Here is a 20,165-nt window from a genome sequence, read left to right on the forward strand (position 1 = left end):
TTGCGCTGAACGATTGAGCGAAATTTGTCTGCGATAAAACGTGCCTCAGGCCGCGAGGACACAATGGTTGAAAAATACATAACGCCACCACGCAACGTCATCGATTTTGCGCGCTATCAACAGGGCCGCAGCGTTGGCAAGGCGCAGGCGATCGCGGCGCGTGTTTGCCGGCATTGCGGTGCCGCGCTTGCAGACGGCGAGAACGAAGACGAATGCTCCAGCGCCTTCAACGTCGACGCATCGGCCGAGCGCAGCAAGCCGAGAAAGACGCGCAGCAAGTTCTACGCTGAGTGACGCGCGCAAAAGCGCTTTCGAGCGACAGCCTGCCCCGCGCATGATGCGGGGCAGGGACCGGTTCGCGGGGATTTTTGCTGCCGCGCCGAAGGCCCGTTGCCGGGCAGGCCATGGGCGCTGCAAATTGCGCGATGATGGAATCGTGCGGGTGATTTGCCCGACGTGTCAAAATGTTTTTGCGGGCCAAGCTCCACGCCAGCGAACCCCTTTGTTTACGAACCCCTTTGTTTACATAGGGTTCCTTTCTTTGCATGGGGTTGTTTTCGATATTTTAGACGTGCTGGCCGCCGTTGATGTGGATCTCGGCGCCGTTCACGTACGAACTGGTGTCGGTACACAGCACGTAGATGATCTTGGCGACCTCGTCCGGTGTGCCGAGCCGGTGCATCGGAATCTGCTGGTCGACGATCTTCTCGGTGCCCGGCGACAGGATCGAGGTGTCGATCTCGCCCGGCGCGATCGAATTGACGCGCACGCCGACGCGGCCGAAATCGGAGGCCATTTCACGTGTCAGGGAAGCCAGCGCCGCCTTCGAGGTCGCATAGGCCACGCCCGCGAACGGGTGCACGCGCGAGCCCGCGATCGAGGTGACGTTCACCACCGAGCCCCTGGTGGCCTTCAATTCCTCGATCAGCCCGCGCGCCATCATGATGGGCGCAAAGAAATTCACCCGGAACACATGGCTCCAGGTCTCGATGTCGGTGTCCATGGTGCCCATCCGCGTGCCGCCGGCGCCCTTGGGCGAGATCGCGGCATTGTTGACCAGCGCATGCAGCGCACCGCCCTCGAGCCGATTGCGGATTTCCGAAATCGCCCGCGTGGTGTCGGCATGGTCGGCAAGATCGACCTGGATGTGATCCTCCGGCCCGGCGTCCCACGGGCAGTTGTCGGGAAAAGGATGCCGCGAGCAGGTGATGACGCGCCAGCCGGCCGAGGAAAAGCGGATCACGGTGGCATGGCCAATGCCGCGGCTCGCTCCGGTCAGGAGCAGCGTGCGTCGCGGCGCGTTGGTGGAAGTCGACATAAGTGGTTCTCTTGCTTTCGTCATGCCCGGCACAAGGCCGGGCATGACGATTTACTTCAGGGATAGAGCCGCTGTTTAAACCATGGCTGGACCGGCGCGTCGCGGCGGAATTCGATGCGGTCATGGAGGCGGAACGGACGGTCGTGCCAGAATTCGAAACGGATCGGCTCGATGCGCCAGCCGCTCCAGCCCGGCGGCCGCGGCACTTCGCCGATGATATGCTTGGCGGCGACCAGCGCGATCGCCTGCTCGAAGGCAAAGCGGCTTTCCAGCGGCTGCGATTGCTTAGAGGCCCAGGCGCCGATCTGCGCCTGCTTCGGGCGGGTGGCGAAATAGGCGTCGGCTTCTTCCGGCGTCACGGGCGACACGTTGCCGCGGATGCGCACCTGCCGGCGCAGCGATTTCCAGTGAAATAGTAAAGCCGCCTTAGGATTTGCGGCCAGTTCGCGGCCCTTCTGGCTGGCGACGTGGCTGTAGAACACGAAACCGTTCGCATCATAGCCTTTCATCAGCACCATCCGGACATCCGGCAGGCCGTCGGCATCGACGGTTGCCAGCGCCATCGCGTTGGGATCGTTCGGCTCCGCCTTCACGGCTTCCGCAAACCACTCGCCGAACAACGCAAACGGTTCTTCGGCGGCGGTAAAATCACCCGATGTTAACGGTGCCGGGTGTTTGATGGAGCTTGTGTCGGTCATGCCAGGAGTTCCAGTTGCGTCCGTTCGCGTCCGAGAGCGCGTTACCGCCCCGGTATAGGTTCGCCCTATATAGGACATGGCGACGCATTGGCCTATCGGCGATCCGGCCGGCGGGCGCGGTGATGACCATGATTTTGATCGGCTTTGGCGCGGGCGGCTGCAGCCTGCGTCCGGATGGCGGCGCCTTCGCCAGGATGGACGAGAAGAATGAGGTGACCGGCTCGGTTACGCCGCCGGCCGACCCGCCGGTGCCGACCGAGAGCGATCTGGCTTTTGCCCGCACCGCCGCCTCCGATGTGCTGACAAAAGGCGGCAAGGATTCCAGCCAGCCTTGGGAAAACCCCGAGACCGGCGCGCGGGGTTCGGTGACGCCGCTGTCCCAGGCCTATGCTGCCGACGACGGCCGTACCTGCCGGGATTTCCTGGCCAGCTACGTCAAGGGGCGTGCGGAAAGCTGGCTGCAGGGCGCCGCCTGCAAGGGCGGTCAGGGCCGGTGGGAAATTCATAGCCTCAGGCCGTGGAAACGGGGCTAGACTGCTCCAAGCGTTTTTCGAAGTCGCCAGAAGTCGTCAAGGGAGTTGCAAAAATGCAACTGGCTCCCCAGATGAAGGCAAAGTGGGCGAAATGCCCGAAGTCAGAACCATTTCCGTGAAGGAGACGTGACGGATGCGCGACCCCTATGAGGTCTTGGGGGTGCCGCGGGGCGCCAGCGCTGCGGCGATCAAGAGTGCCTACCGCAAGCTCGCCAAGAAGCATCACCCCGACAACAACACCAACGATCCGAAATCCGCGGCGCGGTTTTCCGAGATCAACGCGGCCAACGAGATCATCGGCGACGAGGACAAGCGCAAGCAGTTCGACCGCGGCGAAATCGACGCCGAGGGCAAGCCGCGCTTCCAGGGCTTTCCCGGCGGCGGCCCGCGCGGCCGTGCCGGAGGCCCGGGCGGCGGATTCGAAACCCACACCTTCCGAAGCGGCGGCGGTGGCGGCTTCGAGGACATCCTCAACAGCATGTTCGGCGGCGCGGCCCGCGGGCAGCGTCCCGGCGCCGGCAGCGCCTTTGAATTCGACACCGGCGGCATCGGCCTCGATCTCGATCTCAGCGTTGCCATGACGGTGTCGCTGGAGGAGTCGGTCAAGGGCGCCGACAAGCGCGTCAGGTTGCCGACCGGCAAGGAGCTCAACGTCAAGATTCCGCCAGGCGTCGCCCCCGGCCAGCAGATCCGGCTGAAGGGCCAGGGCGAGACCGCGCCGGGCCATCCGCCGGGCGACCTCCTGATCACCGTCAGCGTGGCGCCGCATCCCTTCTTCAAGATCGACGGCAGCGATTTGCGGCTTGATCTGCCGATCACGCTCTATGAGGCGGTGCTCGGGGCCAAGGTTCGGGTGCCGACGCTCGGCAGCGCGGTCGAATTTCCGATCCCGAAGAACACCTCCAGCGGCCGCACTTTCCGTCTCAAGGGCAAGGGCCTGCCGAAGGCAGGCGGGACCGGCGACCTGTTCGTCACCACCCGGATTATCCTGCCCGACGGGAACGATGCCGAGCTTGAAGCATTGATGGAAAAGTGGCGCGACGGCCATCCTTACAATCCGCGCAGTGATCTCGGCTGACTAAAAACACGCCTGACCAAAAACACGCCTGACCAAAAACACGCCTGACCAAAAATACGTCCGGCCAAAAACAGGTCCGACCAGCGAGCGGAGTGCGGCGGGGTACTTCCCGATGAGAAGATCCGGCCGCCCTGCAAAAAAGGGCGGCCTCGACAGGGGGACCAGCGCGGTACCAAACCCCGATCGAGGCCGCTTGCGCTGATCGGCGGATCGAGCGCTGCTCATTTTCGCGTGATCACCCGGTGCGATAATGAGACGCGCCGATGTCCTGATTCCAGATTTTCGATGTCAGAATTGGGACAAGCGGCTTGACCTAAAGCCTCAACAGGTGACTGGCGCAACCGGTGGTGGACCTGGTTCAGCCCCCGGTCTTCTCCATCTGGTCGTAGACCGATTGGGCGATCTGCGTCAGCCGGGCACGGTCACCGACGCCGCTCACCACATAGGCAACGCCGCGATCGGCCCAGAACAAGGCGCTTTCCTTGCCCTGTGATGAAAAGCGCATCTGCGTCGCCTCGGCCTCCGATTTTGCGGAGTAGATCGTGAAGCGTTCGCCCGATGTGCTCTCATACATCATGAAGGATGCAGGACCGCCGGAGCCGGGCAACAGCCGTCCGCCGACCAGCTTCAATCCAGCCGCGGTCAGTTCCGGCGCACGCACCAGCCAGCCGCAGCGCTTGGTCAGCCAGGCCTGCAGATGCGCGCGTTCGCTGCCGGGTACTTCGACGGGATGACGTACTTCGACCACGTAGAGCCGGTGCGCTTCGAGCGCATGAACCGTGAAATTCTGGATCGCCGACGGGGCCGCTGCCGCCCCGCGCGCCATCCAGCCGACGCCGCCGCCGACGATGAACGCCATAAGCGTCGCGGCAATCGCGCCGTAGACCCATTTGCGCGGCTGCCGCACCAGCCGCTCGATCTCGAGCCGCTTTGGCACCGCCTCATCGACGACCGCGTCGTAGCGGACGTGCAGCGCTTCCGCCATCGTGCGCCACGACCGCACCCGCGCCGCATCGTCGGGATGCGCGGCGAGCCACGCTTCGACATCGCCGCGGCGCTCCGCCGGCAGCTCGTTGTCGACGTAGGCATGCAGCTCGTCTTCGGTGACGGGAATACGGGGTTCGGTCATCGTCGTCGTCTCTGTCTATTCCTGGCCGCCATCTGCCTATGCATATCGCCTGCCATCACGCGTCTTGCTCTCATCGCCTGCATCACTTCACCCGTCTGAGCGCGGCGCGTTCGCCCTCGAGCGAGGCTTTGACGTGCGCGCGCGCACGGGCAAGCCGCGACATCACGGTGCCGATCGGGACGCCCTGGATGTCGGCGACCTCGCGGTAACTCAACCCTTCCAGCATCACCAGCAGCAGCACCGAGCGCTGCTCTTCCACCAGCGTCGACAGCGCCCGCGCGATGTCGCGGCCTTCGGCTTCGGTCCCGCTGGCGTCCGGGTTGTTGTCGAGCAGCGGCATGAATTGCGGCCGCCGCGCCAGCGATCGCCGCCGGTTCTTGTTGAGGTTGGTCAGGATCGTATAGAGCCAGCTCCTGACATCGCCGCCGAGAAACAGCCGTTCCGAACGCAGCGCGCGCACCAGCGTGTCCTGCACCAGATCGTCGGCGATATCGGCGTCGCGCGCCAGCGCTCGCGCGTAGCGGCGCAGCGCCGGGATCATGGTTTCGACACTTTGGCGAAGCGCGGTCATTGTCACCAGGTCTTCAGTTCATTTCCGGCGCGAACGCCTTTTCCAACATAACACCCGATTGACGCGTCTATTCCGATCATGGAGCAGGCGCCAGCGAAACAGCGTTAATCCCAAAGGATAATCCGAAGCGTATTTGGGCTGTACCGCGGTGGAGCGCTGGTGTACCTCCAACCATAATACCAAAGCGCGATTGGATTCGCTTTCCCATTCGTCGCCTAAGGAATAGCCGCCAGTCCGATGCCTGCGCCCGTCATCTATTACATTCGCCATGGCGAGACGTCGTGGAATGCGGAAGGCCGGTTGCAGGGCGCGCAGGACATTCCGCTGAACGATCTCGGCCGCAGGCAGGCGGCCCATGCCGGCCATGTCCTCGGCGATCTCTTCGCGCGCGACGGCCGCGACAAATCCTCGCTGGCGTTTGTCGCAAGCCCGCTGATCCGCGCCCGCGCGACGATGGAGCTGGTGCGCGGTTCACTGAAGCTGCCGCAAAGCGGTTACGCGCTCGACGACCGGCTGCGCGAAATCGGCTATGGCCAGTGGGAAGGCGCGACGCTGCCGGAGCTGCAGCTGCGCGAGCCTGAGCTTTATGCCAGGCGCCAGACCGGGAAATGGACGGTGTCGCCGCCGGGCGGCGAGAGCTATGTCGAGGTCCAGGCCAGGATGCAGCAGTGGTATGCGTCCGTAACCGCCGACACCGTTGCCGTGGCGCATGGCGGCACCGCCCGCGCCCTGATGGTGGCGCTCGGCATCGAAACACCCCTCAGCGCCGCCGACCTGACCATCGAGCAGGGCGCGGTTTACGTGTTCCAGGGCGGGGCGCTGCGGAAGTATAGTTAAATCTGCATCCATCCCCCGTCATTCCGGAGCGCGAAGCGAACCCGGAATCTCGAGATTCCGGGTCTGGTCCTTCGGACCATCCCGGAATGACGGTCTAGCGGTTTGACCGCGGGGGGCGCGCGCGTTACCACACGACATAATCGTTGTCTGTCAACGTAAGCACAAGCGCGAAGCACCATGTCCTTCAACACCTTCGGCCACATGTTCCGGGTCACGACCTTCGGCGAGAGCCACGGGATCGCGATCGGCTGCGTGGTCGATGGCTGCCCGCCGCTGATCCCGCTCACCAACGAAGACATCCAGCGCGACCTCGATCGCCGCCGTCCCGGCCAGTCGCGCTTCACCACCCAGCGCCAGGAAGCCGATGCGGTCAAAATCCTTTCGGGCGTGATGGCGCATCCCGAGACCGGCGTGCAGGTGACGACGGGAACGCCGATCGCGCTTCTGATCGAGAACACCGACCAGCGTTCGAAGGACTATTCCGAGATCAAGGACAAGTTCCGGCCGGGCCATGCCGACTTCACCTATGAGGCCAAATACGGCCTGCGCGATTATCGCGGCGGCGGGCGCTCGTCGGCGCGCGAGACCGCGACACGCGTCGCGGCCGGCGCCATCGCGCGAAAGATCCTCCCCGACGTCAAAGTGCGCGGTGCGCTGGTGCAGATGGGCCCGCACAAGATCGATCGCGCAAAGTGGGACTGGGACGAGATCGCGCGCAATCCGTTCTTCTGCCCCGATAAGGACAAGGCCGCGTTCTTCGAGCAATATCTCGACGGCATCCGCAAGAGCGGCTCCTCGATCGGCGCCGTGATCGAAGTCGTCGCCGAAGGCGTGCCGGCCGGCCTCGGCGCGCCGATCTACGCCAAGCTCGACGGCGAACTGGCGGCGGCGATGATGAGCATCAACGCAGTCAAGGGCGTCGAGATCGGGGCGGGTTTCGGCGCCGCCGAATTGTCGGGCGAGCAAAACGCCGACGAGATGCGCACCGGCAACACCGGCACGCGCTTTTTGTCGAACCATGCTGGCGGCGTGCTGGGCGGCATCTCCACCGGCCAGCCGGTGGTGGTGCGCTTTGCGGTCAAGCCGACGTCGTCGATCCTGTCGCCGCGCCAGACCGTGGACCGCTCAGGCGCCGACACCGACATCATGACCAAGGGCCGCCACGATCCCTGCGTCGGCATCCGCGCGGTCCCGGTCGGCGAGGCCATGATGGCCTGCGTGCTGGCGGATCATCTGCTGCGGCACCGCGGCCAGGTCGGCTGACGGCGTCATTTCCGGCGTTTGTGCCGCCGACATCAGCGACGCCCGCGCCGTCAAGTCATTCGTGCCCGTGACGATGGTGCAAATCGGGATAATGCGGATGCTTGTGCCGCATCGGCTTGTGTTCATGCCAATGCGAATGAGGTTCTGTCACCGGTCCGTCGTGGTCATGCTGGTGGTGCTCGTCGTGAACATGGCCGTGCTCGTGCGATATCGGTTCATGAACGTGATCATGTTCGTGCCGTTCCGCCAAATGCAGCCATAGTCCCAGACCCATCAGCAATGCTGCCGCGCCAAGCTGGAGCGTCATCGGCTCCCCCAGCGCAACCGCGATCAGGGCTCCAATGAAAGGTGCGAGCGAGAAATAGGCGCCGGTGCGAGCCGTGCCAAGATGGCGGAGCGCCAGAATAAAGAGAACAAGGCTGAGGCCGATCGCGAAAAATCCCAGCAGCGCCGACAGGCCAGTAAACTGGAGCGGGGGAACTGCGACACCACGCCAGAACGCGATGCCGATATTCGTACCTCCGGCGACCAGGCCCTTGATCATCGCGATGATAACCGGGTCGGCGGACGACAGCTTGCGCGTCAGATTGTTGTCGATGCCCCAGCATAGGCACGCGGCGATGATGAGCGCCGCCCCGATATCGAGCGATACGCTTTGACCATCCCAAGACAATAGCAGCGCGCCCAGCACGATCGAAAGCGCGCCCAACACCAGGCGCCGGTCAACATTCTCACGGAAGACCAGCCACGCAATCGCCATGGTCGCGAGACCTTCGAGATTGAGCAGCAGCGATCCAGAGGCGGCCGACGTCCGGCTGAGGCCTAGCATCATCAGTAACGGCCCGAGAACGCCGCCGAACGCAATGACGGCGATCAGCCACGGGATATCGTGCCGCCGAGGTGGCGCCTCGGCATCGGAAAGGCCGAAGGCCGCACGCAGGATGTGCACGCCGGCGAGGCCGAAACCCGCGCCGACGTATAGCAGCCCCGCCAGCATCTGCGGGTCGGTGCTGCCGAGCAGCACCTTCGATAGCGGTGCGCTCGCGCCAAACAGCACCGCCGAACCCAGCGCAAGCGGCACGCCGGGTATCTTGTTGGACGATCGTTCTACGTTCATGTCGCGTCCCAAGGACAACGGTAGAACCAGCCGGCCGCCGCTATTGGTTGGTGTATCGTGCGGTCAGTGAATGACCGTGCAGGCTGCCCGAAAAGACAATGCGGGCTTGCGGTGAAAGTTCGCTCTCGAGCTTTCCGCTCATCATGTTCGGGCTCGCCGGGCTGAGCGCCACCGTTGTCGTCTTGCCGCCATCCTGAATGGTGGCACGGCCCCGCATCTCCTTCGTCGAAAGCGGCGAGCCATCGTCGTCGCTCACGTAAAAGACGATTTCCTGACCCTTTCGCACGAACTCGATCGGATGTCCTTGCGATGTGACAACGGGTCCGCCGTTTTTGCCTTTCTTGGCTTGTGCGGCGGCAGTGTCCGGCATTGCGATGATGGCAGCGATGGCAGCGAGGAAGATGTACTTGATCATTTCTGTTCTCCAGTTGGTTGGATTAGTAGGCGGTTGCAGGGGTTAGCTTTGCCGTATGTTCGCTCAACAGACGTTCCAGAGGCTTTCTGCCAAGCAGTAGAAAGAGCAGGGGCGTGACAACGGTATCGAGCACCGTGGCACTCAACAGTCCGCCGAAGATCGTGACGGCGAACGGATGCAGAATCTCTCGTCCGGGTTCGTCAGCCCCGAACAAAAGCGGAGTAAGGGCGAGCCCGGCGCACAACGCCGTCATCATGACGGGGCTCAGTCGCTGCAAGCTGCCGCGAACGATCAGGCCGACACCAAACTGCTCGCCTTCATGAAGCGCCAGATTGATGTAGTGGGATATCTTGAGAATGCCGTTTCGCGCTGAAATACCAGCGAGCGTAATAAAGCCGATCATCGAGGCGACCGACAACGGTTGCCCGGCGATCTTCAACGCCAGGACGCTGCCGATCAAGGCGAGGGGGATGCTACCCATGACGATCAGCGCCAGGGCGGTGGACCGATAACGGCTGTACAGAACGACGAATATCATCGCGAGCGACGCCAGCGACAATATCCCGATGCGCCAGGCGGCTTCCTCCTGTGCCTGAAATGTACCTTCCAGGTTCGTCGTGTAGCCTTGGGGAAAATTCAGCTCGAGGAGCGCGCGGCGGATATCGGCGGCTATCTCGTTCATGTCCCTTCGGCCGTCGCCATTGCCATAAACCACGATCCGTCGCTGGGTGCCCTCGCGCTGAATTTGGTTCGGTCCATCCGTCTCGATGATCTCAGCCAGAGAACTCAGCGGAACGAATCCCGATGACGTCGGAATCAGAAGGTTGTGCAGGCCGGTGGTCGAACGATCCTGCTCCGAAAGGCGGATGACGACGTCGAAGCGGCGATTTCCGTCGATAATCTGGGAAACCTTGCGTCCGTTCGACAAGGTGTCGAGCGCGTGGGTGACGGCGGCGGGAGTGAGGCCATACAAGGCGGCGCGTGCGTGATCGACTTGCACCCGCACCTGCGGGATGAGTACCTGCTTTTCGACCTGAAGGTCGACGAGCCCCGCGATGGATGAAAGGCGCTGGCGCGAGGTTTCCGCGAGCTGGCGAAGCACTTCGATATCCGGCCCGAATATCTTGAGAACGACCTGCGCACGTATGCCGGACTGCAAATGATCCAGCCGGTGGCTGATGGGCTGGCCGATCGCCACCGAGGCCGGCAGTCCTGACAGAGCTTCACGGACATCGGCATAAATGTCCGCCTTTTGGCGCTTCGATGGCGTGAGATCGACGTCGACTTCGCTATAGTGCACGCCTTCCGCGTGTTCATCGAGTTCCGCGCGGCCGGTACGGCGTCCCACCGATTTCACTTCCGGAACTTTTGCCAGCAATTGTTCGGCCAGCAACCCAAGCCGGTGGGATTCGGCCAACGAGATCCCGGGATTGTATTGCAGCGACAGAACCAGCGTCCCTTCGTTGAAGGGCGGCAGGAAGCTGCGGGGCATCAGCGTTGCGGCATATCCGGCAATAGCGACCGCGATGGCCACCGCGCCAAGCACCATCCGGCGCCGTTGAAATGCCCAGTCGAGCAGCCAGCGGTTGCCCGCCTTCAATGTCCGTACGACCGCGCTGTCGCCTCTGTCAGCGTGAACCCTGCTGGAAAGCAGGTAATACGACAGGACGGGCGTGACCGTCAGTGACGTGAGCAGCGAGGCGAGTATCGACACGATGTAGGCGGTGCCGAGCGGCGTGAACAACCTTCCCTCGATGCCGGGAAGTGCGAACAGCGGCACAAAGACCAGAACGATGATCAATGTTGCATAGACGATGCTGGAGCGAACTTCCTGGCTGGCCTGCGCAATCACTTCCAGAGCGGCGCGAGGCGACGGCAACATCGCGTTTTCCCGCAGGCGCCGCAGAATATTTTCGACGTCAACCACGGCATCGTCGACCAGTTCGCCGATCGCAATGGCGAGGCCGCCGAGGGTCATCGTGTTGATCGTGAGGCCAAATGCCCAGAAGACAAGAACGGTGATCAGGAGCGAAATCGGGATGGCGGTTAACGAGACAAACGTCGCGCGTGCATTCATCAGGAACAGGAAGATGATCAGGGCAACGACAACAGCCGCCTCGATCAACACCCGCTTGACGTTGCCGACCGAGGTTTCGATGAACGTCGCCTGGCGAAACTGGATGTTCGTCACGGTAACTCCAGCCGGCATGGTGCGCTGAAGCTCGTGCAACGTCGCTTCGATGCTCCGCGTGAGCGCCACGGTATCCGCCGCTGGTTGCTTCTGCACGCTGACGATGACCGCCGGCTTGCCGTTGTAACCGGCATCGCCGCGCTTGGCGCGCGCCGCGAAATCGACCGCGGCCACCTGTTTGAGCAGGATAGACTGGTCGTCACGGGTTGCGACCACGGTGTTGCCGAGGTCTTCGATCTGCCGGGAAAGGCCCACGTTGCGGATCAGATACTCGCGGCCATGCTGGTCGACAAATCCGCCGCCGCTGTTGGTGCCGAAGCGGGCGACCGCCTGTTCGATCTGGTCATGGTCGACCTTAAGTGCCTGCATGGCCGCTACGTTTGGCGTCACGCGGTATTGCCGGACCTCTCCGCCGATCGGGATGACCTGGGCGACCCCTGGAATGGCCAGCAGCTTCGGCCTGACCACGAAATCCGCGATCTCGCGAACCTCCATGGGCGATGCCTTGCCGTCGCTGGTGAGAGCGATCAGCATGATTTCACCCATGATGGAGGTCACGGGACCCATCTGCGGATTGACTGAAGACGGCAGTTGCTCGCGGATCAGCGCAAGCCGCTCGGAAACGAACTGGCGGGCGCGGTAGACGTCAACGCCCCAGTCAAACTCGACGTAAACCACCGAAAGCCCAACGCCGGACACCGAACGCACGCGAATGACGCCGGGCATCCCGTTCATCGACGTTTCAATGGGGAACGTGACGAGTTGCTCGACTTCCTGGGGAGCCAGGCCTTCTGCCTCCGTCAGGATGTTGACCGCCGGCCGGTTGATATCCGGAAGAACGTCAACCGAAAGCCGGGGCAGGACAAAGAGGCCATAGGCGACCAGCGCTGCCGCTATCGCCAATACAAACAGGCGATTGCGCAAACCAGTCCGGACAATGAGTTCGAACATGGCGTTTCCTAGCGGATCTGGTTGATGAGGTCGGAGGCGCGGATCACCGCCCGTTCCTCTTTGTCGAGACCAGCCGCCACAACGACATGCGTTGCATCGACCGGCAGAATTCGCACGGCCCTCGGCTCGAAGCGTTCCGGTGCGACGTGGAGCCAGACGACGTTTTCGCCGTTGCTGTTTCGCACGACGGAATCCCGCGGAAATATCAGGCCCTCCGAAGGCGTGCCGCTCTGGACCGTCACGGTGAGCGGCTGTCCGATATTGAGCCCGGCCGGCGGCTCCGGGATGGCGAAATGAACCACGGACGCGTGCTGCCGCAAGGCACGGCTGGTTCCGAGATAGGTCAGTGGAATCGATTGCCCGCCGCTGCCGGTCGCCGTTGCGCCGACGGAGGTGCTGAGATCGATATCGGTGTAGGACAAGGCCTCGACCCACAATCCCTTCGGATCGGCGATCTGGAACAGCACGTCCTGCGGCTGGATAACTTGACCGGGGACGACCTTGGCTGCCGTGATGATGCCATCGGTCGACGCGCGCAACACCTCGTAACCGGTGCGGGAGTTCCGGACGGTCTCGCGGCGCGCCCGCAGGCCTTCAAGCTCGCTCTCGAGGTCGTTGACTTGTCCCTGGGGTACCGCTCCCCGTTCGGCAAGGGGCCGCAGCCGACGTATCTTGTTCTCCGCGACCGCGATCAGCTGTTCGATTTCGCCGACCTTTTCCAGGATCGTCGTTCGATCGGCGACGGGCAGATGAGGTTCGACCTGGATGAGCAGTTCGCCCTTTTTGACGGTCTGGCCGATGCGGGGTATCGGGGTTTCGCTCGGAACGATCCGGCCGCCATAAACACTCTGCACGATGCTGCTGCGGTTTGGATCGGCGATCACGCGGCCAATCAGATTCTGCGCAGGTCTCACGCTTCGCGACTCGGCGACCGCCGTGCGGATATCGAGCAGGCGTTGGGTCGGCTTGGCGGCAAAGACGGTGCCATCCTGCAGCCGCCTGGGGGCGTCGCTGAGGGCCTGTGGCGGCGACGTGCTCGGATTGCCTGCGGTGTTGCGCCCTTCACCGATCGAGATTGCGGCAACGGCAAAGCACGCAGCCGCGGCCACTCCCGCCGATGCACCCACGATCGGCCGCCTGCGTCTCAGATAGACGAACAGGAGGCCAAGTCCCAAACCGGCGAGGGCAAAGGCTGCGCCGCTTGCGGCGGCGGAACGCCAACCATGCGCATGGCTTGCTGGCGCGGCCGCCGCCTGCGGCAACGTGAAGGAATCGACCAGGAGGTCATCGCCCTTCGCGGCACGGACCGCGAAAATGACTTCCACCGATCCGGTTTGATTGCGGTCCGGAAGAACGGCGGAATAGGTGCCGTTCTGTTCTTTCCTGGCCTCGATTGGTTCAGCACTGCCGACCGTAACCTGTATGGTCGCGTCACGAACCGGTTCGTTGGTGGCGGCATCGTCGATGAAGATCGACAATTTGTCGTCCTTCAGGATGCCGACAATCTCATAGAGCTCCGATCGCGCCGCGACCCTTGGATAGGCGGAGGCCACCACGGCAGATTTCTCCGCGTCGCCGTGGTCATGCCCCTCATGGGCAACAGATACCGCAAAGCTGATCAGCAGGCTCGCCAGGCAACCGATGCCGATTGCTCCCAGCCGCACGATGCGCCTTTTCAGGCGGCACATAACCCAAGACATCATATTTCCCTTCAGGCACGCGAAATGGCAGCGGCCGGAAAGGCCGCCCTAGCACGCGATGCTGAGGGTTCTTGGTGGTCGGGTCAGAGCGTCGGGTTCGACTCCGTTGGCTCTCTGCACGGCCGGCGGCTCGACGCGGCCGGCAAAATCAAACGGAATGACCAGTGCGTCGAACGTCGAAACAGTCACGGATGCGCCGAATATCGTCCAAAACGATGAGTTTGCACCGTCAAAATCGTAATCCGGTGCAGCGGGATCATGGACGTGACCCACATCACTATGGTCGTGATCGTGCACGTGACCGGCCAATCGATCGTGGATATGCACGGTGCCGTTCAGAGTGACCGAAGGCTCCAGCATCAGGCCTGCCGCGGCCGACGCCTGCGAGACGGCAATAAGCGTCCCCTGCAGCATAAACGCCGAAACCGCCAGGAACATCATCGTTCTGGCGAAGCCACGCATGCGATGGGTCAGCCGGCATCTCACGCTGGATAAGTAGGCGAGTTTTGAGGTGCTTTCAAGAGATTGCGGTGTTGGAGGGAACGTAACCGCGACGACGATGGTCTCGCCCGCGATCTTCGCAGCGACGAGCGCGCGCGCCTGCTCAATCGAATAGGCGTGCACGGTGAAGAGCGGCTTGCCGTTCTGTATGACGGTGAAGGGCTTGGTGGTCTGCATTTCGGCTTGCTCCTGTTGTTGGAGCCCGAAGCCAGCCATTCACCGCGCCTGCAGTCTAACCAAGTTTTCGGCTGGAAATCATTATCCCCGTCACTGTTGCGGGCCTGATGGCCGTCGCTGCCAATAGCGCTGGTTGAGGCCGCTCCGTTGTACCCGGCAGGTTGTTCACCGCTAGCCGTAGCGGCTTGCCCCGTCGTCGTGGCCCGGCGATCATCGCTGTGCGGCCAGTTTGGTGAGCAAGGGAGTTTCGGATGCGCGTTCTGGTTTTGGCGATGTTGGCGGTCTCGGTAACGTCGTCGGCTCGCGCCCAGACGTATGATCCGGCTTTTCCGGTTTGCCTGCATGTCTGGACCCGGGGAAACAACTACTACGATTGCAGGTACACGACGCTGCCACAGTGCAACGCGACGGCATCGGGACGCGCGGCACAGTGTATAATAAATCCCTACTATGCCGGCGCGACAGGACCGCAGGGGCGCGACCGGCGTTACCGCAGAGCCTATTAGCTGGGCCTGGAACGCCGTACAAGCGCAGTCATCTGGTCGCGCTGCGACCGAACAAGATTCCAGCCGATGATCCGCCCTCAACACGGTGGCCGGGCGAGCGGTGAATGATGAGGGAGCGACGATGAACGGAAGCCGCTACTACGTGGTGCGATCAGAGGGCACGAAATACGGCATAGGCTTTGGCAGCGCTCTCGCAATCGCCATCAGCTACACCACGAACAAGTCGATCCTCTGGGCGATCATCCACGGCATTCTGGGCTGGCTGTATGTTATCTACTTCGCACTATTCCAGTCGTAGCCTTCGCCGATGTGCAATCTCTACAGCATCACCACCAACCAAGAAGCGATCTCGCGACTGTTCCGCGTCGTCAACCGCTATGTCGGCAATCTCGCACCGATGCCGGGCGTGTTTCCGGACTATCCGGCCCCAGCTCGTAGGGCGGATTGGAGCCGAAGGCGTAATCCGCCATTCCGCCTAACCGCGCAATCATGCTCGCCGAAATCTCCGCGCATTAATCGCAGGGCTTAACGATTTGAAGTCAGACGCTGGATAGCAGGTGGTGTCGTGGCTACGAGCGGCGGATTACGCCTTCGGCTCCAATCCGCCCTACCGACGTTGCTGCGTCGCCTTGCGCGCAAGCGAAATCTCGCGAGCTGGTTGCGACAAATCAACCCGACGGGCAAATCAGTTCTGATTTGCGTAAGTCGTGTCAAGCCCCGAAATTAAAAATATTTCGCTTTTACAGAATAGCAAATCAGTTTATATCCTCACCCATCCCGTTCCGCCAGAGGGGCGTATCATGATCGTCACGATCGTTGGGACGGGTCGCGGTGGACGCTGGTAGCGCCGATAACGAACGGCGCGAGAGCGTACGGCAAAGACGTGTGGTCCTGACGCCGCGTTGCTGGCGTCAATGCACCTGGAGGCAATAGCTTCCAGGGCGCAACGGAGGCAAAAGAGCCGTTCTCCGGGGAGAGCACGTTATAAGCCGTAAAGCCATTGCGCAGGGAATGTCGGATGTTCTCCGCTGCCCTGTATGCTCGTGTGCGCATTCTTATGCACATTGCACACGAGATCGCGGGTGCAGCGCGCATGCGGCATTCCCTGCGCCCTCTGTTTTCGGGGGCGGGAAGTTTCCAGCAAACCTCGGGCGCGATGCGTCGCGAGATCGTGAACGCATATTCAGTTGTCGTCACCCGCGAATGCGGGTGACCCAGTATTCCAGAGACAACGATGATTGAACGAGAAGCCGCGGCGTACTGGATCCCCGCCTGCGCGGGGATGACAGCCAATCATCCCGCCCGCATCTCGGCCTTGATCATGTCCGCCGCTTTCTCGCCGATCATGATGGTCGGCGCATTGGTGTTGCCGCCGATCAAGGTCGGCATAACAGAAGCGTCGACCACCCGCAGGCCGTTCATGCCGTGCACTTTCAGCTTCGGATCGACCACCGCCAAGGGATCGTCGACGCCCATCTTACAGGTGCCGACCGGATGATAGACGGTATCGACGCGGGCGCGCAGCAGGCTGCGGATGTCGTCGTCGGTGTGCACGCCGGCCGTGAACATGTCGCGTTTCTGCAAGGCGCGCAGCGCCGGCGTCTCCAGCAACCGTTTTGTCACCTTGTAGCCGCCGAGCATGGTTTCGAGGTCATCGGGATGGGCCAGGAAATTCGGATCGATCAAGGGTGGCGCAAAGGGATCGGCGCTGCCGAGCGCGACATGGCCGCGGCTCTTCGGCCGCAGCTGGCAGACATGGAGCGAGAAGCCGGTGCCCTTGTGGCGCTTGCGGCCGTGATCGTCGGTCAGCGCCATGCCGAAATGCAATTGCACGTCGGGCATTTCGAGGTCGGGCCGGGTTTTCAGGAAGCCGCCGCATTCGGCGAAATTCGAGGTCATCGGCCCACGGCGCTCGCGCCGGTACTGGCGGATACCGCGGAGCAGCCGCGGCATCGCCTTGAACGAGAGGCCATTAAAATTCGGATTGTCGGACATGTAGCCGAACACGAAGTCAGGATGGTCCTGCAAATTCTGTCCGACGCCGGGCAGGTGGTGCACGCTGGCGATGCCGTGCTTGCCAAGCGCGGTGCTGTCGCCGACACCGGACAGCATCAGCAATTGCGGGGTCTGGAACGCGCCGGAGGCGATGATCACCTCGCGCCGGGCGCGGAGTTGCTTCAATTCCTTGCCCTGGCGGTACTCGATCCCGACCGCGCGCTTGCCTTCGAACAAAATGCGCGTGGCCTGCGCGGCGGTCTCGACGCGCAGATTAGGGCGGCTATTCATATGCGGATGGATGTAGGCCCGCGCCGCGCTCCAGCGTTCGCCGTTCTTCTGCGTCACCTGGTAGATGCCGAGGCCTTCATGGTCTTCGGCGTTGAAATCCTCGCGGATCCGGAATTGGCCTTCCTGCGCCGCCTGCATGAAGATCTGCTGCACCGGATTTTCGGTGCGCAGCTTGTTGACGGCGAGCGGGCCGTCCTTGCCGTGATAGTCGCCGTCGAAGTCGGCGTTGTTTTCCGAACGCCTGAAGTAGGGCAGCACGTCGGCGAACGACCAGCCGGCATTGCCGAGCGCGGCCCATTGGTCATAGTCGCTGCGGTGGCCGCGGATATAGATCATGGCATTGATCGCGGACGAGCCGCCGAGGCCCTTACCGCGCGGCTGATAGCCGATGCGGCCGTTGAGGCCGGCCTGCGGCACGGTGTTGAAGGCCCAGTTGTTGATGGTGCCGGTCACCATCAGCGCCAGCGCGAACGGCGTCGTCACCACCCAATTGTCGTTCCTGCCGCCGGCATCGAGCAGCGCCACCGACGTCTGCGGATCCTCCGAAAGTCGTCCCACCACCGCGCACCCGCCGGAGCCGGCGCCCACCACCACGAAGTCGAAGGTATCCGTCACGCGTGCCCCCCAATCCCGATGTTTTTCCAGGCTTTATTGCCCCAAAGTTCCGCTTTTACGCCTTTGGTGGCAAGGGTGGCCCCACGAGGCCATTTGGTGGCGTTTTTGGCGTCACAAAAACCTCAAAAACCGCACCATGGGGCTTTCCAAAGCAGGCTTGCGTTGATACATACCGCTCGCACCTAGGGGCATTGCCCGGGTTGCCTTCTCAGGAAGCCTCTGGACGGGATCGATCGGCGCCCAAAAGCGTTGGCCGCTTTTGCTTCGGGTCCGGTCTTTTTGAAGGCAAAGCAAAGGTTTAACGCGGGGTGGAGCAGCCCGGTAGCTCGTCAGGCTCATAACCTGAAGGTCATAGGTTCAAATCCTATCCCCGCAACCAAGACAGCCCTTCCAGGTCAACGACCTGGAAGGGTTTTTCTTTTGGGGCCGCCGCTCCGGTGGCATCGGGGCAACCCTGCATCGACGATCGACCGCCTAGGCGGTGGCGGGCGATGGCGGACCGTTCTCCGATGCGCTCCGCTTGGGCCGCCACGGTGCTGCCAAACTCCCAACAAGGGAACGAACCGCACGATCCGATCTCCAGCATCCACGCGCTGCCATCCTGCATCGGGGCAGCCAGACGTCGAGCGCGTCTCCGGATGAATGCTTCGTGAGCATTGCGCTGCCTAAATCTTCCGGCGACAGACAACTCTTTCACCACGAAAGGAAAGCGCGAAAGGGCTAGCATCACGCGGGGCCGCTTCGTGGGAGTGGTGCGCGTGAGCCGTGAGCGAAGAATCTTTCCAAGGCGATATCAGGCGAGCACTTCACAGTCCTACACCCTCATCGGGTTGACGCTGGAAGAGACGCGTGAGTTCGAACGGCTGGAGCAGCTTTCTTCTGAACGCCATTCAGCCGACGCCGCCTGGAATCTGGATGACGAACCAACGACGCCCGAAGAGAGACGATGGCTTGAGCTTTATCGCAAACACGAAAGCGGCTGGAGTGCTTGGCGCGCAGCCGAAGCTGCGCCGCCAGCGGCAGTTCCAGCTCTACAGCGCTGATTGCATGGCTCAAATGCGCTGCCGTCGAATCCACATGGCAGGCCTTATGCCTTTTATTTTTGATGCGATGGAACCAAGCACTCGTCTCTTTATTGTCGCAACTCTGCGCCAATAAGCCCCCCACCAACTCCCGTGAATCAGAAGATGAGTTCTCCAATGCGATCTGACGACGAACAGGGTTTCTCCGCCGGTGAATACATTGGACGCGAAATTCAGATGCAGGATTCCTCGCTCCGCAATATCTACGAAACGCGTCTCCAGCTCGCGTTGCGACTCGAGGAAAATCTGGCCTTGCGTCGGGCGGTATCGCTTCGAGAACGTCAGTCGTTGGCGCCGCTGGAACGAAGCAGGCTACGAGCAAACGGGCGTGCGCGTTAGGACGTCTTTCCATCGCCGCGGTCGTTTGGAAGCCCGGGGATGAGCGATTTGGCTGCACACGATTTTGAGGTGGCACCCCACGAAGGTCCGGCCATACGGCTACGAAGCGGTGCAGCGCTTTATTTCCGGGAGGCGGAACAGTCGCGCGCCGGGCAGATGCCGGGCCGACTGCAGCCAGCTCAAATAAGGCTGTATTGCGAAATAAAATAACGCTAAAGCCATTTATTGCGGCATATCGTTCCTGAACGATCTGTATGCGGCAACTTTTTCCGCAACCAAAGGTATCTCCCGTAATCAAATGTGGTAATTTTGGGAAATCTGATTGGATATAACAACCCGAGCGAACAAATCGTAGCCCAACGAAATAGTAGCCCAAGGAAAAAAGATACTTAGGGAGAAGAAATGAAGTTTCGCAAATTCAATCTCTCGTCATTATCCATGGACGAGCTGTGGGCCCTTCATGAGCAAGTCGGCAATATCTTGGCCGACAAAATAACGAATGAAAAACGTGAGCTGGAGCAAAGGCTTGCGAAGCTCAACAGCGGCATGATGGCGAAAATCAATCGTCCGGATCGGCAAGTTGCGGAACGTCGAGCCGTTCGCCGAAAATACCCACCGGTTCTCCCCAAATTCCAGAATCCATCGGACCCGTCCGAGACCTGGGCCGGTCGGGGCAAGCAACCGCGCTGGATGGTGTTGCAGCTCAAGGCCGGCAAGAAGATGAATGATTTTCTGATCGATCGGGGCAAGCGCAAGCGCGCGAGCAGCCGGTAGACCGAGGAGGTTCGGGGCCGCAGCCGACGCACATTCACGCGCGCGCTGCCGCGGACGTCATTCACTGCGCAAGTCATACACTGC

Annotated in this window: 19 protein-coding genes, 1 tRNA gene and 1 pseudogene; 11 read left to right on the forward strand and 10 right to left on the reverse strand. The window is 62.0% G+C overall.

What is annotated here, in order from left to right; genetic code table 11:
• Positions 1-63: 63 nt before the first annotated feature.
• On the forward strand, positions 64-294 hold the full coding sequence (locus ACSQ84_RS16465) for a hypothetical protein (RefSeq protein WP_436212734.1): 231 nt from the start codon (positions 64-66) through the stop codon (positions 292-294).
• Positions 295-565: 271 nt separating this feature from the next.
• Here the strand turns inward: ACSQ84_RS16465 and ACSQ84_RS16470 are convergent, their stop codons facing one another.
• Together ACSQ84_RS16470 and pdxH are read right to left on the reverse strand one after the other, a co-directional pair.
• Positions 566-1,318: an SDR family NAD(P)-dependent oxidoreductase gene (locus ACSQ84_RS16470; protein ID WP_436212735.1), complete on the reverse strand. Its 753-nt coding sequence runs from the start codon at positions 1,316-1,318 to the stop codon at positions 566-568.
• Between the two features lie 56 nt (positions 1,319-1,374).
• On the reverse strand, positions 1,375-2,016 hold the full coding sequence (gene pdxH, locus ACSQ84_RS16475) for a pyridoxamine 5'-phosphate oxidase (RefSeq protein WP_436212736.1): 642 nt from the start codon (positions 2,014-2,016) through the stop codon (positions 1,375-1,377).
• Between the two features lie 122 nt (positions 2,017-2,138).
• On the opposite strand from pdxH, the gene ACSQ84_RS16480 reads away from it, so the two are divergent.
• A complete protein-coding gene (locus tag ACSQ84_RS16480; protein WP_436212737.1) occupies positions 2,139-2,549 on the forward strand; it encodes an RT0821/Lpp0805 family surface protein in 411 nt (136 codons plus the stop codon).
• 133 nt (positions 2,550-2,682) lie between these two features.
• Complete coding sequence (locus tag ACSQ84_RS16485) at positions 2,683-3,627, forward strand: DnaJ C-terminal domain-containing protein (protein ID WP_436212738.1); 945 nt, start codon at positions 2,683-2,685, stop codon at positions 3,625-3,627.
• Positions 3,628-3,985: 358 nt separating this feature from the next.
• On the opposite strand, the gene ACSQ84_RS16490 is transcribed toward ACSQ84_RS16485, so the two are convergent.
• Together ACSQ84_RS16490 and ACSQ84_RS16495 are read right to left on the reverse strand one after the other, a co-directional pair.
• Positions 3,986-4,756: an anti-sigma factor family protein gene (locus tag ACSQ84_RS16490; protein WP_436212739.1), complete on the reverse strand. Its 771-nt coding sequence runs from the start codon at positions 4,754-4,756 to the stop codon at positions 3,986-3,988.
• Positions 4,757-4,838: 82 nt separating this feature from the next.
• Positions 4,839-5,327, reverse strand: a complete 489-nt coding sequence (locus tag ACSQ84_RS16495) for an RNA polymerase sigma factor (RefSeq protein ID WP_436212740.1) — start codon at positions 5,325-5,327, stop codon at positions 4,839-4,841.
• A gap of 237 nt (positions 5,328-5,564) precedes the next feature.
• Here ACSQ84_RS16495 and ACSQ84_RS16500 point away from each other — a divergent pair, with 237 nt between their 5' ends.
• Positions 5,565-6,164, forward strand: coding sequence for a histidine phosphatase family protein (locus ACSQ84_RS16500; protein ID WP_436212741.1), 600 nt, complete (start codon positions 5,565-5,567; stop codon positions 6,162-6,164).
• A 177-nt stretch (positions 6,165-6,341) separates the two neighbouring features.
• Positions 6,342-7,427: a chorismate synthase gene (gene aroC / locus ACSQ84_RS16505; protein WP_436212742.1), complete on the forward strand. Its 1,086-nt coding sequence runs from the start codon at positions 6,342-6,344 to the stop codon at positions 7,425-7,427.
• Positions 7,428-7,482: 55 nt separating this feature from the next.
• Here aroC and ACSQ84_RS16510 read toward each other — a convergent pair whose 3' ends face one another.
• The 5 genes from ACSQ84_RS16510 to ACSQ84_RS16530 are packed head-to-tail and all read right to left on the reverse strand — an operon-like array spanning position 7,483 to position 14,479.
• On the reverse strand, positions 7,483-8,544 hold the full coding sequence (locus tag ACSQ84_RS16510) for a DMT family transporter (RefSeq protein ID WP_436212743.1): 1,062 nt from the start codon (positions 8,542-8,544) through the stop codon (positions 7,483-7,485).
• Positions 8,545-8,584: 40 nt separating this feature from the next.
• A complete protein-coding gene (locus ACSQ84_RS16515; protein WP_436212744.1) occupies positions 8,585-8,959 on the reverse strand; it encodes a hypothetical protein in 375 nt (124 codons plus the stop codon).
• Between the two features lie 22 nt (positions 8,960-8,981).
• A complete protein-coding gene (locus ACSQ84_RS16520) occupies positions 8,982-12,101 on the reverse strand; it encodes an efflux RND transporter permease subunit (protein ID WP_436213096.1) in 3,120 nt (1,039 codons plus the stop codon).
• An 8-nt stretch (positions 12,102-12,109) separates the two neighbouring features.
• Complete coding sequence (locus ACSQ84_RS16525; RefSeq protein ID WP_436212745.1) at positions 12,110-13,801, reverse strand: efflux RND transporter periplasmic adaptor subunit; 1,692 nt, start codon at positions 13,799-13,801, stop codon at positions 12,110-12,112.
• Between the two features lie 48 nt (positions 13,802-13,849).
• The gene (locus ACSQ84_RS16530; protein WP_436212746.1) at positions 13,850-14,479 is read right to left on the reverse strand and encodes a hypothetical protein; all 630 of its coding nucleotides are present in this window, start codon (positions 14,477-14,479) and stop codon (positions 13,850-13,852) included.
• A 272-nt stretch (positions 14,480-14,751) separates the two neighbouring features.
• On the opposite strand from ACSQ84_RS16530, the gene ACSQ84_RS16535 reads away from it, so the two are divergent.
• The 3 genes and pseudogenes from ACSQ84_RS16535 to ACSQ84_RS16545 form a co-directional block, all read left to right on the forward strand.
• Positions 14,752-14,985 carry a DUF3551 domain-containing protein gene (locus ACSQ84_RS16535; protein WP_436213097.1) on the forward strand — a complete coding sequence of 78 codons (234 nt, stop codon included), beginning with the start codon at positions 14,752-14,754 and terminating at the stop codon, positions 14,983-14,985.
• Positions 14,986-15,106: 121 nt separating this feature from the next.
• Positions 15,107-15,283 carry a hypothetical protein gene (locus ACSQ84_RS16540; protein ID WP_436212747.1) on the forward strand — a complete coding sequence of 59 codons (177 nt, stop codon included), beginning with the start codon at positions 15,107-15,109 and terminating at the stop codon, positions 15,281-15,283.
• A gap of 9 nt (positions 15,284-15,292) precedes the next feature.
• Positions 15,293-15,424 (forward strand): annotated as a pseudogene (locus tag ACSQ84_RS16545) (SOS response-associated peptidase); the annotation flags it as partial.
• An 854-nt stretch (positions 15,425-16,278) separates the two neighbouring features.
• Here the strand turns inward: ACSQ84_RS16545 and ACSQ84_RS16550 are convergent.
• Positions 16,279-17,886, reverse strand: coding sequence for a GMC family oxidoreductase (locus ACSQ84_RS16550; protein WP_436212748.1), 1,608 nt, complete (start codon positions 17,884-17,886; stop codon positions 16,279-16,281).
• 302 nt (positions 17,887-18,188) lie between these two features.
• On the opposite strand from ACSQ84_RS16550, the gene ACSQ84_RS16555 reads away from it, so the two are divergent.
• The 3 genes from ACSQ84_RS16555 (at position 18,189) to ACSQ84_RS16565 (ending at position 20,081) form a co-directional block, all read left to right on the forward strand.
• Positions 18,189-18,265, forward strand: a tRNA-Met gene (locus ACSQ84_RS16555).
• A gap of 470 nt (positions 18,266-18,735) precedes the next feature.
• The gene (locus tag ACSQ84_RS16560) at positions 18,736-19,044 is read left to right on the forward strand and encodes a hypothetical protein (RefSeq protein WP_436212749.1); all 309 of its coding nucleotides are present in this window, start codon (positions 18,736-18,738) and stop codon (positions 19,042-19,044) included.
• 665 nt (positions 19,045-19,709) lie between these two features.
• Entirely contained in the window at positions 19,710-20,081 is a 372-nt protein-coding gene (locus tag ACSQ84_RS16565; RefSeq protein WP_436212750.1) for an H-NS histone family protein, read from the forward strand.
• The last annotated feature ends 84 nt before the right edge of the window (positions 20,082-20,165 follow it).

It is taken from the genome of Bradyrhizobium sp. LjRoot220, from assembly GCF_964252915.1.
Classification (GTDB): domain Bacteria; phylum Pseudomonadota; class Alphaproteobacteria; order Rhizobiales; family Xanthobacteraceae; genus Bradyrhizobium.